Here is a 15,706-nt window from a genome sequence, read left to right on the forward strand (position 1 = left end):
CAGTCCACCCGACGCCAACCGGCCCGGTCTGTGGCCCCATAGCTCATCACTCGCACCAGTCGGTTCTCCGCGTCCCACGTCAACACCCACCGCTCGTCATTGGTCATGTTTCCATCTGCATCATATCCAAAATTCTCCGGGGATTTCGCCACGAAGACGTTGCCGGTAACCGTCGCCACGATGTCCGGGTTCGCGCCCCGGTTCAGCACCGCCACGTTCGTCAACGGCAGCCACACCGGTCCGCCCCCGTTGTCCACCCCCAACTCCGCCCGCCAGTATTCCCCCTGCCGCTCCGCCCGCGCCCAGCGCTCCGCCCCGCTCCACACCGTCACCGTCGCTAGGTTCGTCGCCGTGCCCAGCACGTTCACGTAGCCCGGCACCGTCCGCGACGTGTATTGGTTCAGGCTGTTCACATTGTAGGTCGCAGGCCGAAGGTTCGCGCCACGACTGTCCCCACCGCTCCGCGTGCTCTGGCGATTGCCGATCTTGTCGAACGCATACTCGAATTGTTGCCCGGGCACGGGGGTGCCGTCGGCCCAATACCGCTTGCCCGAGGTCACCTGGCCCAGGCTGTCGTAGCTGTACACCCACCGGCTGCCGTCGGCGTGGGTCACACTGGTGCGTTGGTTGGCGGCGTTGTAGGCGTAGGCGAAGCTCGTCACGGGCGTGTCCTGCCAGCCCCACCCCTCATCCCACACCTGCACCGCGCTGGTGATGTTCGTCAGCCGGTTCAACGCATCGTACTCTTTGGTGGTCGTCATCACCGTCGTGTCGTTGGTGGCGAAGGTAATTTGGGACACTTGCGGCGCGTTGGCAAGATATTCGTAGGTGGCGCTGTGGAGGCCGTCGGCCACTAAGCGCAGCCGGGCGGCGGGGTTGCTGTAGGCGTCGGCGTAGGCGTAGGCGGTGGCCGTCAAGGGCTGCGAACTGGCCGAAAGCAGGGACAGGTTGGTGCGGCGGAGGGAGGCGTCGTAGGCCTTGGTCACGGACAGGCCGTGATGGTCTCCGGCCCGGTCAAGGGCGGCAAAATGCGTTCGGTCGGCCCCGTTTCTCCTGTGCGGTCCTTTGGGTGCGGCAGACGCGTTGCCGCTCGCCGGGGACGGCCTCGACCGGATACGGGGGAACCCTCGCGGGGTGCGGTTCTCTCAGAGTTGGCCCGGACGCACCCGCCGCCACCGGTGATCTCAGGCCGGGCCCTTGCGGGGGCTGGCGCGCCACGACCGTGAAGCAACGGGGCAAACTTGCCACTGCCGGGGCGATCCTGCCCGGCGGCCAAGTTGTTCACAAGGGCGCTGCGCTCCCGGTTGCCGGGGCGTCGCTCCGCGCCCTTGCGAACAACGTTGGGAAGGGTATCAGCGCCGCTAGAGCCTTTTCTCACCGTTTTTACGGGACAACGCTCGACCTGTTAAACTCCATCACCTCCGGTGCATTTGTTCTCTCTAGCCACAGCGTAATGCCCTCCTTGGTTATACCTACTAGGTGGTTGGTGTTGCCTTGCCACAGCATCCCAAGGATGCACTCGTAATTTGTGTTCTGAATCCTGTAATGGTTCGTGAAAGGAAACACGTCAGCTACTGCTGGGTACGGGTTGGTGATTGTTCCATGAGTCCTGTAATGCTGCCAGGCTTTTTGCAAGACGACATGCGCGTTGTACCGATAAGCTCGGTTCATTGCCTTGAAGTGAATACACACACTGATTCCGAAACCGGCTAGAATCAGCACGCACAGAATACGCACGAATAGCACCACGCCGCTGGCTACTGCGCTGTTGCCTCTTTGCCTGTTTAGAGGTTGGGACCCTCCCTCGCGGGTCATTGCGTACCTCCTTCTTCCGGTTCGTCATTCAGTTCGTGTCGCGCTGATCCGCGCGACAAACAGCATGAGGAAATAACGGTATCAACGTAATGTCTGCAATTGCGAAATGCGCCATAACGCGTTCCCTCCCAAGTGGTCTTGAAGTGATCCGCGCATTGAATTATTCTCTCAAGCGTCGCATCGCAGCATTTTCCTCCAAGCTTATCCTTGAACTTCCCCGTTTTTCGGATGCTGAGATCCCACACCGTTCTGGGCTTTGCGGTGGCCTCCCAACCGCTCGTCGTTCCGATCGAGAAAAAGAGCCTGAGTTCTTTAGGGCCGAATCCATAGCCTTTTCCACCTACTTCCAGTGCCGCATGGCCCAAACCGCCATCTGATTGGTAAGCCGCCCCGACCGTTTCTCGCCCAAGGAGATCGGTTTTGTTTACTGGAGCGTTTTCAACAAAACCGTAAAGGTTTTCCCCGCCGCGTTCCCCGATGGGGTCTCTGTTTGGCCACCGCCCCGTGCTGGGCGAGTATGCGCGGTATTCGTAGAGCACCAGGTCGGTGGTGTTGTCAGTGCGCTTGGTCGAGAACCGGAACGGGTTGCTCTTGGCCAGCGGGCCGCTAACGCGAACCGGCTCGCCAAACGGGCCGTATTCGTAGCGGGTGGTTTCCGCCCCGTCGGCCGCCGCAATCAGGGCGACAATGTTCCCGTTCCCATCGTAGGCGCAGAAGTGCGCGCCGGCAGAAGGGCCGGAATGCTGGTTCACCCACAACAACCCGCCCACGCCGCCCGCGCCGTCCAACGTGCCGCTCAGGTCCAAGCCCCACACGTAGCTCCGCACCAGCGCATTGTTCGTCGCGTTCAGCTCCACAAGTGCCGGCCGAACAGCATTGGATCGCTCACGAATTTCAGGTCCTCCGTCACCACCCAAACCCCGTTGCTCAGCACGTAGCTCGTCTGCCGGATCCGCCGGCCCAGCGCATCGTACGCCCAGTCCACCCGACGCCAACTGGCGCGATCCGCCGCCCCGTAGCTCATCACGCGCACCAACCGGTTCTCCGCGTCCCAACTGTACACCCACCGCCCATCCCGTACAAGGTTCCCATCCCCGTCATAAATCAGGGTTTCGGGAGTCTGTGCCACGAAGTCCGAGCGCACCTCCGACTGTACCCGGTCCGGACTGCCCCGCACCACCCCAGGTTCGTCACCACCACCCACACCCCGCCGCTCCGATTGTTCACCTGCGCCTCCCCGTACCAGTACCTCCCCTGCCGCACCACCGGCGCCCATTCGTTCGTGCCCCACCACAGCGTCACCGTCGCATTCGTCGCTGCCTCGCCCGAGACCGCCAGGTACGGCGGCACCGTCCGACTGGTGTACTGGTTGAGCCGATTGACCGTGTTGGTGCTCCAGTGCAGGCTCTGACCCCGTTCATCCCCGCCCCAGGCCCCGGCCGTCCGGTTCCCTATCTCATCGTGCCGACAGTCCCACCGTTGCTCAGTCCCCGGGGTCCCGGCAGGTGGATGGGCGGGGGCTCGCGTTGCACAAAGTTCCCTCCCGCATGCAGGACGACGGCGCCCGGGCTGCAGGCTAGCGGGGTGTTGCTGATCCCTTTCCGGTTCAGCCAACGCAGGCTCACGCTCCCTAGCTCACCCGGCATCGTAGCGGAAGAGCGGGCCATGATTGTTGGCAAGCCACAAAGCGGTCGAATCGCGAATGGGCGGCAATAATGGCCCCTCGCATCGGCAGGCCGTCCTTTTCCATGCGACCATTTGTCGAGAGCCTCCTGCAGGCCAGCCACCGCGACACTTCCAATACACGGAAGAGCGCCGGATGTGCGAATGTTCCACCCAACGACGGGCTGATGGTTCCACCACGCGTTGTGGGACAAGCTCAAACGTGCGTGACGGCTCCGGGGCGAACAAGGCAGGCTGCTGTTCATACTCCAAGGCACATCAATGAGCATTGTTCACCACATCTCAGGGCTCATGCTCACCGTTGAGTCAGAACGATACCATACACCCGGAGCAATATGGACAAGACAGTTTCAGCCCGGACGCATTTATCCCATTATTAGCCCTCCAGCCGTGTACCCTACCTCTCCATGTTCGATGTTCATCTGACGTGGTCCCTCCCTTCTTTGCTCCTACGGCCGCACCAAGCGGAAGAATCGCGGCTGTCGATCGATCGGTATCACTGCCCGGTAACGGTCACCGTCTCGCTGCACAGGCACGGTGCTCCGGGACCAAGTCGCTTCAGCGCCCAGCGTGCGGCTCTCCCAGAGTTCGCATCCTTCACACGGCGCCGGCCATTCCAGGCTCACCTGCCACCCATCGCGGGTTGCCTGCAACCAGGGTCTGGAATTATCCAGGTCAACATAAGAAGTAACCTTATTGTTGGCCTCCGCGGATTCATGGGAGACTCCGTCGTGCTCATATGCTACCTGCCCGATATCAACTTCCACCGTTACCGCATAGGTTCCCGGTGCCGAGGCAACGAAGGACGTTCGACGTGCCACGCGTGAACCGGGCGTCAAAGGACCATGGATCACCTCGGTCTGCTCCAGAATGCCGGTCCCACCGCCGAGGTGCTGGACCAGGATGCGGGCGTGGAATTCTTGTGGGGAATCTGCAGTACCCCGGTTGACAAGGCTCCACCGGACCTCGACGTTGCCGCCCTGGTCCGGAGTCAGAACCTGGAAGTCCTCCACCCTGAGGTCACAATAATCGGCCAACCTGATGGAGACGGGCGTGGTGATCACAGTGTCGTTGTCCGCGTCCAGGAAGAATTCGTCAACGGCGTTGGTGGCATCGGCCACAACAATCAACCAGTAGGTACCCTGGATGCCGTCCGGCAGCTTCACATTGGTCGAGCCAGCATACCCGCTGCCCGGAGCAAGTGGTCCCACTCGCGTCGCAGCGCTCAACAAGATGTCTTTCGGATCCAAGCGTCGATCGGCGGAGAGGAAGACCCAATCCTCCCAGCTGTCCCTTGTTGTAGCCACCTGTCCATGATTTACAACGCTGAAAGCAACCGCGAGAACATCCCCGCTGCGCACCACCGTGGGTCCCAACCACGACGCCACGGTAACGACAAGATTCGGATACGTTGCATTTTCGACCGGTAACAGAGCGACATCCAGCAAATAGTCTGCCGTTAGCCCTAGTGTGCCTTGTCCGTGTCTGACTACCACCTCGTAGGCTGCATTGGTTCGCACCGTGATCCTAGCCACGTCATCCCCGAAATACCCACCAGCGTCTTCTGCAACGAGGGTTGAACTCCCCGCCAGTCGGACCTCCAGCCTCGGTTCCGCAGAACTTGTTTGCAGGGGCCGGACACGCAGAAACGCCGTGGTGCCGGGCGAGAGGTAGCCCAAGCCGAATGCGTCGACGTCCAAGGCAGAAGCAATGAAGCCGCCCACGGTCGCCGTCTGTACATTTTCATTGGTGATGTACGTCAGGGCATTGACGGCCAATCCCGTACCCGAATTGGGCTCTCGCTCGGCTTGAATTCCGTTCAAGAATCTCCACACGTGGAGCTGATACGTGCCAGCCGTGGGAGATCCCTGGGAAGCGACGCGCAACGCATACGCACCCGGACCCCTAATCGTGGGAGGCAGCGCAAGCGCGTTGGTGCCAGCAACGGTCCCACTGGCCCATGCCGTCACATCCTGACGATTGGAGAGGACAAACGAAAGGGAGCCACTGCTGACCTGGGCTCCGACCATCCACGCCTCTCCGGGCCGCACCTCAAAACGCCACCAGTCCTCGTCACCAGCGGGGTTCAGCGTACCGAGCGCGGTGCCTTTGAGCACCCCGGACCCGACGGACACGAATGCGATTGAATCCTCTCCAATTCCAAAATCATTGAGTTCCTGTTCGATCGTCGTCCCTGGCAACGGGGCGACTTGAAAATGCCGTCTCCAAGTGGATGCCAATTCCACGCCTTGTGCGTCCCGCAAACCCCGGATGGTGAGCCGGTAACGTCCCGGCGGCAGCGGGCCGCGCAGGATGGTGTAGGGAACGGCCATTGCCGGAGTGGGAAGGGAGGGAGGCAACACCTGCCACAGCGTGTCGTCCATGGTGTCCCAAACGCCGTCGTTTCCGATCTCGCGCAGATCATAAGCAGAGGGATTCCGCAGCGAGCTCCCATCCATAAACTCCGAGAACCGAAGTGTGAAGCCCTCCACGACATTTGTCTCGATGGCACCCTCCGGCGGAAGACTGTCCTGCACTATGGCAGGGGCGCCGGGTTTCTCCAAGGCCACCTCAAAGCCATACAGGGACATCCATGGACTGGAAACCAAGTTCGAGGGCCCGACGATATGATATTCCGCCGGGCCAAACAGAATTCCGTGCCGTGCCAAGGGGGAACTGTCCGTGACCCGCCTTTCCGCAACATCGTCGAACCGCCACAACCCGCTGAGGCCCGTCTCACCTCCCGTCAGGCGGTTGGTGGCACGAACCCGGATCTCTTCCGGGGCCAGAGCGCGATTCCAGAATGCCACTTCATCAAACATGAGACGAGGCGGTCGGGCCTGCGCATTGGTGCTCCCCTTGCCGATATATACCAGGGCGGCCCCGGGCACCGATCCAGTGATCGAGCTGCTGGTGAGCACGGGCTGTCCGTTCGTGTAAAGTCGAAGTCGGCTCCCATCCCACGTGCCGGCCACGTGCAGCCAACGGCCACCAAACTGGCGCGTCAAGGGCTTCAACACCACCAAGCTACCTGTTCCGCGGGGCACATAGCCCACCAGAGAACCGGCATCGTATCCCAGACCCCATGCGTCCGGCAGCTCTCCGCGTCCCAAGATAAGCCTCTGATCCGTCGTAGCCCCACCCCAAACCCAAGCCTCGACAGTCCATTCGGCGCCCGGCGACCATTCGCCAAGCGCTGCATAGCCTGCCGGAAGGTTGCTCTGGAGTTGAGGCGGCACCGTCATTGATTCGGGAAGGGCCTCTGGGAGCAGAAGGACCTGTTCGAAATGATCGGAGTACCCTCGTGTCACCGGCCTGACGTTCAGGAGAAGGTTGCTGGAGACATTCGGCGGCAGTGAAATCTCCATTTCCGCGCCAGCCGACAGGAAAGCGCCCAATTGGGCGGCGGTACCATCCTGAAGGTTCACTGAAAACAACGGCACGCCGCCGAGCAATTCGTATCCGGGCAATGTCATGGTGCGGATTTTCAGCCGTTGCCCAGGCGCGGCGTTCGAAATGACGAATGGATCCCAATCATCCCCGGTGATAAACCGACCCACCGCGCGTGCGCGCGTCTCCCCGCGGTCGATGAAAAAGCGCAGGGACTGCGTGGCTCGAGGTCTCATGCCATCTTCAACTTCAGCGGTCCAGCTCGGCGGCAGAACCACCACATGCAGCCGGTATTCACAGGGGGTGGATGCCGATACAGCCAGCCCATGCCGACCCGACGAAGTGGCAAGGACAGGCGGGAACACCACGGGGGACCCGGCAGCCAACGTGCCCTGATACAATTGCGCGCCGAAGGGGTCCTTGACCTGTAAGCTCAACTGAATGGAAGGGGGCGGATTCACCACATAAGCGCTCAGGATGAGGGCGCCGCCGCTCGCCATGGAGAAGCTCCACAGGTCAACATCGTTGGTGGATGAAATGCCACCGCGAGCGAACGCATAGCCGAAAGCCGCGGCGTTGGTTTGTCCATGAAGGGGCGAGACTCCGACGCCCCACCACACCCGTAGACGCCCGGCGTCCGGAAGTGTGACTGCCAGATCACGGATGCCATCTCGGTTCCAGTCGCCCGACGCGATACTCGTAGCATTGGTTCCTCCTGCATATCGATGGGCGCCTTCAAACTGGCCGTTCCGGTTAATTGAGACCATCAAGGATTCCGGCCCCAAGCCGGCTGCGGCGAGGTCGAGCCACCCGTCGCTGTTCAGATCCTCGAGAATGACCTGGTGGAAGGGGTGTGGCAGCGCGTGAAACTGGTCGAAAAACAACCCGCCACTGCTATGCGTCTGAAGAACCCACATGCGACCTCGGGCACCACTTATCCCGACAATATCCGGAAGGGTGTCGCCGGTGACATCCCCTACGGCCAACGCGCGAGGCCGATCCAGCACAGGCAGCGTCACCGGGGCAGCCAATGCGCCTGCCCCCAGCCCCCGCAGCACGGTTATCGCCATGCCGGTTTCACATGCGACGACCACGTCGCGGTTCCCATCGGCATCAAGGTCCTCACACGCAATGTTCACCGGACCTGGCGGTGTGACGAATCGACCGACCTCCCGCAAGAAACCGTTGCCATCGCCGATAAGCACGGACACGTCGCTACTGCCGGAATTCGCAACCATAACGTCCGGGTGCGCGTCTCCGTTGACATCCCCGAGGGCGAGGGAGCGGGGAGCAATTCCCACGGGATGGGTTTGTACAACTTCAAAGCTGCCGTTTGTATGCCCCCGCAAGACCATGATCGAATTGTCGCCTTCATTCGCCACGACCAAGTCCGCCAAGCCGTCCCCGTTGAGATCTCCACTGGCCAGAGCGACCGGGCGCTGTCCGACCGGCAATCGAGCGGCCTCGGTGAACCCGCCCCGTTCATCCGCCACCCACAGGCTCAAGTCGTGGCTGCCGCAGTTTGCCGTGACCAGTCGGCCCCGGCCCCGGCTGTCAGGGGACAGATCTACAACGTAACAAGGCCGGCCTTCCACGGCGATGTCGACGCCAAGCTCAAAGGTACCTGCGGCCATGGAATGGCCGCCGACGACCAGCTGGCTGGCGGTGGATAATAGATCATTCGAAGCTTGTTCCAAGGTGAAACCTGGAACCTCCAACACTCTAAAGGACCGGACATATGCCAAATCCACCGGGTTCCCCTGCAGATCGACAAGCGAGGCGGTGGGCCGAAATCTGTACGTTCCCGGTGGTAACGGCCCGTCTTGTATGACCAGGGAGACATTAGTTCCCTGGACGAACGCCGGCACGGGCCCGACGCGGAAGCGAACATCGTCCTCCGTGTCGAACTCGCCATCGGCCCCGGCGCCTCGAAGGTCATAACTGAACGAGTTGTTGACTGCTGTTGGCAACATCGGTTCCGAGAAGCTCAGGTTGAATCGGTCCACGACGTTGGTCACTGCAGCGCCCTCGCGCGGGAGAGTGTCGGACAGGATGCGAGGGGTGACCACATCCTCGGCCAGAGTCGCCTCGATATCCAACAGGTACAAACTGTCAAATCCACCCCCTTCCAGCGTATTTACCGCAACGAACCAAGGCTCCGCATTACTTATCCCTGTAACAAGGTTCGTGCCACCCCAGAGTAGGCCTCGGACATCTCCGTTGCCACGTGGTCCGGCGCCAACCTGCAGCAGCGCAGGCGTGGCCCCAAATGAGTACACTTGGAGACGGATTTCGGACCCAACCGGCAGCAACGGCATCGGATCCGGCAAGAAAGGCTGAGCCCACTGGAGCCGGTAAACATCAATATCCTGCGGCTTGACTGCCCCAAACACGCGTACGCGTTGATTCCGGAGGTCTCCCTGCAACACAGCCGAGTTGAAATCAGAGAAGTATCCGTTGTTTTCCCTCTCGGCGGCCCATGTGGGGGGAATCAGGCTTACCCGCAGCCGGTATTCGCCAACAACGCCAGAAGACGAGATCCTAATGTAGTAGGCACCATTGTTGGTCAGAGCGATCGTGCCCAGCTCCAGGAACCTGGCCGGATTGGCATAGGTCAACTGCCTGCCCTCTGAATCCTGAAGGATCACAGCGAGCTGGGCCGTTTGGTCAGCGGCGAAACTCGTATCCGCAGCCACCATCACAGAGTGTCCGGCCCGGCCTTCGAAGACCCAGTAGTCCACGTCGCCGTTTGGGGCCAGGCTACCGCGAGCACGGCCGTGGCGAAGTCCTGTGCCGGCAGGCTCTTCGGCCAGCGCGTGGATCGAGACGTCCCAAAGGACAGTTACCTGATTGGAGTCCTGACAGACGACCGCCAGGTCGAGAGCTCCGTCAGCGTTCCAATCTCCTGTGGCCACATCGGACGGCCTCCCGGGAATCGTATAGGTCAGGGAAGTTCCCCACAGGTTCGAGGTGCACGAATTGAAGAAGATGGAAAGGCGATTGTTCGAGGGCGAAACGGCCGCCACATCCAGGCAGCCATCGGTGTTGAGATCCGTCAGGAGCAAGGCGGAGGCCCCGGACATGGCCGACGTCGATCGAATCGCATCACGCCAAGAACCGTCGCCGGCGCCTCGTAAAGCGATCAGATCTTGATGCAGCGGGCGGCCGCAAACGGCGTCCGGGACATTATCTCGGTCCAAGTCGCCCAAGCTCAAGGCCTGGAGCGGGGCTACAAGATTAGTGGTGAGCGGCCGCAAGAAGAGGCCGCCCCCGGTTCCCAACAAGACACTCAAATAGCTGCTGTAAGCTCCTCCATGGGTGACCACCATGTCCAGATGACCATCCCTGTTCAAATCGGCGGAGGCGACCTCAAGCGGGTTGGGGAGAGTGGCGATGCGCCTGACCGTTCTCAGGGAGCCGTCGCCCGCGCCCAACAGGATTGTCATGTGATGAATATCGGGGTCCGCTACCATCGCATCCGGATACCCGTCGCGGTCCAAATCCCCCAAGGCCACCGACCGGGGGCTGCTGCCCACCGGGTACGATCCTCTGACCGAAAATCGTCCTCTGCCATCGCCCAATAAAACGGTCAGTGACCCCTCGTTCTGATTTACTGTCACGAGATCCGCGCGGCCATCGCGGTTGAGATCGCCGGTGGCGAGAGCCACGGGCCCGCGGCCGACCGGCAACGCCTGTGCGAGAGTGAATCCCCGCGCACCGTCACTCAGTAAAACGGTCACGTCGTCGCTGCCGAAGTTGACCACAGCGAGGTCGGTGCCCGGACGGTCATCAAACACACCGCTGGCGACCGCGCGGGGGCTGGTGCCGACGGGCCACGCGGGCCCTATGACCCACCGACTTGCGGCCGTACCCGGCACCCCGGAGCCGAGCGAAGTCGCGGAGGAGCGCACATCGTTGGGCCCCTGCTCAAGAATCAGACCCGGCGTTGGCTGGACTTCGAATATTCGCACCACCGGAGCTGCTAACGGATTCAATTCCCAGTCCTTGAGATTGGTCGTGACCACAAAACGGTAATGACCGGCCGGCAGAGGGCTGCCGGGGTTGAGCAGGGTGACATTGGTGCCCGAGAGGTAGGGTGGCCAGACTTGCAGATCGTAGCGGATGTCGTCGGACGTGTCGAAAAGACCATCGTCTCCGGCCGAACGCAGTTCGTAGTGGGCCGGATTGTTCACCGTATCGGGAATGAGCTCCTCCGAGAATGTCAGCCGGATCATGGCGTACGCATTGGTGGTGCGCTGGCCGGCCTGAGGCAGGTTGTCCTCTACAAGCACTGGAGAGGTGGTGTCGGATGGCGTCCACGTTTCCAGTCGCAACTGGTAAGCTCCAAAGATACGATCCGAAAATGCGCTGGATCGGATTGCGACGAAGTATTGTCCTGCCGCCGGAGTTCGAAAGGTCAGGTTCGTGGCCCGGGGGGCACCCATGGCGACCACCTGGTTGCTGGCGTTCAGAATCTCCAGGAGCGGCGCAAAGCCGTCAACGGGAGCGTGCAAAAGATGGACCCTGAGCTCGCTGAGAGCCGGCAACTCAATGCCCTGCGTGGTCCAATGGGGAGGCACATAATGGAGGCGAAACACGTCCCGATCGTGGTCAGCGTCGAGAAGGCCGTAAACCCACGCAGAGGATGTTCGACCCGCCAGGTGGCGGAAGGTGGGCAGAGAAGCGCTTTCTACCTGGTCATTAGGCTCCGACTCAGGACTCCGATCCTCGGGCACCAAAATCACGCGAAATCGATACTCGTTGCTTTCGCTCCGGAGGCCCGGTGGTTGGCGGTGGACGCGGAGAAAGTAACGCCCGGTTTCGGGCAATCGCACAGGTCCTGTCCGTCCGGGTGCACCCAGTTGGGCCAGCACCGTCCCGGACGGCGATTGAAGGACGAGCTGAAGACCATCATCCGTCGGTGGGGGCTGCCGGGTAGCTACCACATCAACGATCTGGCTTTTTACCCCGCTGAACACCCAGTAGTCGACATCGCCGGAGAGCTCGAGGGCTCCCCACCCGTAGGCCTCACGAAGTCCGCTGCGGAAGCTGTCTTCGGGTAATTCGTGGATTCGTGCCCCCCACATGAAGGCGAGTTGGCTCGGGCTGGCTCGGGCGGCAACCAGGTCCCCGTAGCCGTCCTGGTTCCAATCGCCATAGGCAAGGGCCAAGGGGGCACCGGTGTTCGTCCAGGCCCAAGGGGTGTTCCAATCTCTCCCGAAGTCGCTCAGGGTGATGTACACGGTCTCGTTGATTGTGCTGGCGACCGCCCAGTCTGGCCGGGCGTCTCCGTTGAGGTCAGCGACCAGAAGGTCCTGTGTGTCTGCGGGGCTGGCGGCCGGCATCCCGGAGGGTCTGAAGCTGGGCGCTGCCAAGGTTCCATCCGCCTGGCCCAGGTAAAGAGCCACTGTACCATCGCCGGCATTCAGTACCACCGCATCCGGGGATCCGTCCGAATTCAGATCTGTCACAGCCAGCCCGCTCGGCTGTACGAGGCCCCCGTGGTAAGTCGGTGAGAGGAAGGTTCCGTCCCCGTTGCCCGTGAACACCAAGAGCCGGTCCGGATCCCGCGTGATTACAAAGAGATCCGGGCGCTCATCGCGGTTCAAGTCCCCCACCCTGGCTCTCCATACCCTTGCATGGCACGGCACCAAGCGCGGGGGGCCAAACGTGGCCTGCCCCTGGTTTAACCAGACCATGACGTTGCTGCCACTGCCATTCACGGCAAGTAGATCCAGGCGCCCATCGCGATTGAGGTCAGCTATGGCCAAGTCGGGGCGTGTCCCTCCCAGGATCATCTGACCCTGGATTGCGAAGCGCCCGTCGCCCTGGCCCAACAGGATCCATGCGCCCCCTTGTGCCGTGCCTACGGCCAGGTCGGCGAGCCCATCACGATTCAAGTCGCCAGTGGCCAAGAAAGTGGGCTCTTCAGGCAGCGCAAGATTCGTCCGGGTCGTGATACTGCCCTGCCCGTCCGGTCCCATAATGTGAAGGGAGCGCAGCGCCGGGTAAGCCACCGCCAGCCCCCAGTCCCCCGTTGCAGCCCACGGGAAGGAGATAACGGCGCTCGGGCGGGAGGCCAGGGACAGAACTGGCCCGTGCTGGAAGTACTGGGCGGGAGAATCTGGTGCGCCTGCTCCCAAGGTCGTCGCCCTGGCAGGATCGTCATTGCCCGGCCGTTCTTTTCGGAAGAGAGAATCTTCCACTACATGGAAGGTACGAGAGAACGGAGTCTCCATGATGTTTCCGACCAGGTCCCGAAGCAACGGCTTGACAACAAAGCGGGTAGTACCTGCCTGCAGCGGACTCCCGATCAGGGTTACCCTAACCCGCGTTTCCTCCATCCAGGAGACTTGCAACGGGTATGGGATGTCGTCGGGGGTGTCGAAGAGACCATCCCTGCCGGCTTGGCGGAGGTCGTAGTGGTTGGCATTGGTCATGCTGTCGGGAGCCATGGGGACGCTGAAATGGACGTCAAAAGAATAAATCAAATCCGCGGTTACGGTTTCCGAGCCGGGCAGCCCCACCATGGTCACATGAGGAGGCAGACCCGAGACGAACACGGTGAGCAAGTAACGGGCAAAGGCATTGTTCGTCTGCGAGCCCGACACGTGAAAAAGACACTCCACGGTGTTTGTCAAGGTGACGTCAATATTCGTTCCAATGGCCAATGGGGTTGCAATTTGATTGAACACGCCGTACAGGCCGATCGGAGTTTGGGCCTGGCTCAGTGAGCTGTACGGACCAGTGAACAACTGGGCCGTAATGCGCACGCGGGCAGGTAACACACCCAGCCGGTACCAGTCCCCGGCAGGGTCATCGGCGGGAAGCGCACCGGCAACCTGAAAACGGGATCCTCCGGGGGCACGTGCGGGATAAAGCTCGTTGGCCGTGGGCATCGAATCGTTGGGTTCCTGTTCCAGAGCCGGGCCCCGGCTCAGGTCTACGCGCAAGTTGTACCAAGTGTAATCCTGAGGGCTGCTGATCTGTATGGAGGCCATGCCACCAGAGGCGAAAAGGATGTTCTCGAGCGCCAGGTTCCGGGGCCAGGTCCCATCGCGGGTGTAGCGCGCAACAGGGGTATCGTTGAGGAGCACCTGAAAGTCGATTTCCCACAAATTGGTGTCAGTCCGCTCCAAATAGGCCGTCAGCCGATCGCCGCTTTGAACAAGGAAAGTCCAAAAGCGAACTTCGCTCCCCGGCCCCACCACGGACCCGATGACGTTGGCCACAAAACGTCCGCTGTCTGGCGGCGATTCGAACAACTCCAAGGGACGCGTATCGGCGCGCAGTTCCCGGGAACCGAGCAGCCAAATCAGCAGGAGGTTCGTGCAGTATGACCACCACCGCAGCCGCCCGAATCGAAGATTCCGGCTGGTCATGGAACGGCCCTTGGGCGCGGCGCGGGACGGGAGACAACTCGGCGATCGCATAACCAAATCAGGTCTTGGGCTCGGCAGCACTCCTTCACAACCGCCTTCACAAAACACACCCCGGCTTGCTAGTAAACTGCCTGTAGCCCCGGCGTCGCCCTTTGGCAAGACTTTTTTGCCGCGAAAACTCGAAGTGACAGGCCTGGCGGCCGCGCCTCGCATCACGCCACGCAGATGAGCCGCCGCGTGGGAGTCAAGGTCCCGTTTCCGCGACGGGCAACTGCGGATTTGGGTAGGTCACATGACGAGATCCGCGCGGCACCCCCCGGGCCATCCCGGAGCGGCGATGGGTTTCGCCTCGCGTCTTCTGGGGTTGGACGCTTCACGCGCTGTCGCCACGGGCATTCCATGCCCTGCACCGTGGACCATGTCCGTGTGGACCTACGCTGTGCCAACCAGAGGGACTGTCGGGTCTGGGCTCGGTCCGTCAGGCAGGAGGGCCTTTGCCAAGGATCCTTTTGTACGCAAGGCGAAATCCAGCCCGCCCGGAACGATAGACCTGGGATCCATGGCCGGAGAAGAAGCCAAGCGGCCTTTCTGTCCGAGGACCCTCCGGGAGGTTTTTCGTTTTCCCTGCGGCAGGCCAGTACAGCAAGATCAGTGCATGTTGGACGTCCATCAGACCGTGGTGGTGCTGGTAGATGTGCAGGAACGGCTGGTTCGGGTCATGCACGAGCGCGAGAGGCTGGTTCAACAGCTGCAGCGCCTGGTGCGGGGTGCCCGGGTGCTGGGCCTGCCCGTGGTGTGGGCCCAACAGCACCCGGCACGACTGGGGCCGACGGTGCCGGAGTTGCGCGAGTTACTGGCCGGCCAGACTCCGGTGACGAAGATGACCTTCAATTGTTGTGCGGACGGCGGCTTTCAGCGCGTGCTCGAGGCGGGAGCTCGGCCCCAGGTGTTGATGGCCGGAATCGAAGCGCACGTGTGCGTCTATCAGACGGCGCGAGCACTCGCGGCTGCGGGGTACGAGGTGGAAGTGGTTGCGGATGCGGTCTCCTCTCGCAATCCGGAGCACAAGGCACTTGCGCTGGCCAAGCTGCAGCAACCGGGGGTGGGATGGACCTGCGTGGAGATGGCGCTGTTCGAGTTGTTGCAGACTGCGGAGGCGCCGGCGTTCAAGGCGATTCTGGAGATTGTGAAGTGACCGCGAGGCGCCGAACGTCGGCGGCTGGGAGACTCGGCCCACAGAGCACGCCGAGAGAAAAGGCCCACAGAACACACAGAACACGCAGAAGAGAAAACAACGTTGGCCCGGTCCGCCGACGATGTCGGCGGCTACGAGTCTGCGGACGGGAAGGCCGCGGTCCGGCAGGTTGGAAACCTCCACTGCGGAGGCAGCGGGTTGGTCGATGCCAGCCCACCGCCATTGCCCATGTGCGTGCTCC

6 protein-coding genes are annotated in these 15,706 nt (G+C 61.8%); 2 read left to right on the forward strand and 4 right to left on the reverse strand.

The window, feature by feature from the left end:
• The 3 genes from ACPDIT_RS14745 to ACPDIT_RS14755 form a co-directional block, all read right to left on the reverse strand.
• On the reverse strand, positions 1 to 986 hold a 986-nt coding region (locus ACPDIT_RS14745; RefSeq protein ID WP_423444771.1), incomplete at its 3' end, for an RHS repeat domain-containing protein.
• A gap of 825 nt (positions 987 to 1,811) precedes the next feature.
• Positions 1,812 to 2,672, reverse strand: a complete 861-nt coding sequence (locus tag ACPDIT_RS14750) for an RHS repeat-associated core domain-containing protein (protein WP_423444773.1) — start codon at positions 2,670 to 2,672, stop codon at positions 1,812 to 1,814.
• Entirely contained in the window at positions 2,663 to 3,091 is a 429-nt protein-coding gene (locus ACPDIT_RS14755; RefSeq protein ID WP_423444775.1) for a hypothetical protein, read from the reverse strand. Before ACPDIT_RS14755 ends, ACPDIT_RS14750 begins: the two co-directional genes overlap by 10 nt.
• 6 nt (positions 3,092 to 3,097) lie before the next feature.
• Between ACPDIT_RS14755 and ACPDIT_RS14760 the strand changes: the two genes are divergently transcribed.
• A complete protein-coding gene (locus tag ACPDIT_RS14760; protein WP_423444777.1) occupies positions 3,098 to 3,226 on the forward strand; it encodes a hypothetical protein in 129 nt (42 codons plus the stop codon).
• 721 nt (positions 3,227 to 3,947) lie between these two features.
• Here the strand turns inward: ACPDIT_RS14760 and ACPDIT_RS14765 are convergent.
• Positions 3,948 to 14,321 (reverse strand): FG-GAP-like repeat-containing protein, encoded by a 10,374-nt coding sequence (locus tag ACPDIT_RS14765; RefSeq protein ID WP_423444779.1) that lies wholly within the window; start codon positions 14,319 to 14,321, stop codon positions 3,948 to 3,950.
• Between the two features lie 604 nt (positions 14,322 to 14,925).
• On the opposite strand from ACPDIT_RS14765, the gene ACPDIT_RS14770 reads away from it, so the two are divergent.
• The gene (locus ACPDIT_RS14770) at positions 14,926 to 15,465 is read left to right on the forward strand and encodes an isochorismatase family protein (protein WP_423444781.1); all 540 of its coding nucleotides are present in this window, start codon (positions 14,926 to 14,928) and stop codon (positions 15,463 to 15,465) included.
• Positions 15,466 to 15,706 lie beyond the last annotated feature (241 nt).

Origin of the sequence: Limisphaera sp. VF-2, from assembly GCF_049537125.1 — a bacterium.
GTDB lineage: Bacteria > Verrucomicrobiota > Verrucomicrobiia > Limisphaerales > Limisphaeraceae > Limisphaera.

Excerpts from the sequence above, each read along its gene's own strand:
- ACPDIT_RS14770 (WP_423444781.1), top strand. The coding sequence starts at position 14,926 with ATGTTGGACGTCCATCAGACCGTGGTGGTGCTGGTAGATGTGCAGGAA.
- ACPDIT_RS14755 (WP_423444775.1), bottom strand. The coding sequence starts at position 3,091 with ATGGGCGCCGGTGGTGCGGCAGGGGAGGTACTGGTACGGGGAGGCGCA.
- ACPDIT_RS14765 (WP_423444779.1), bottom strand. The coding sequence starts at position 14,321 with ATGCGATCGCCGAGTTGTCTCCCGTCCCGCGCCGCGCCCAAGGGCCGT.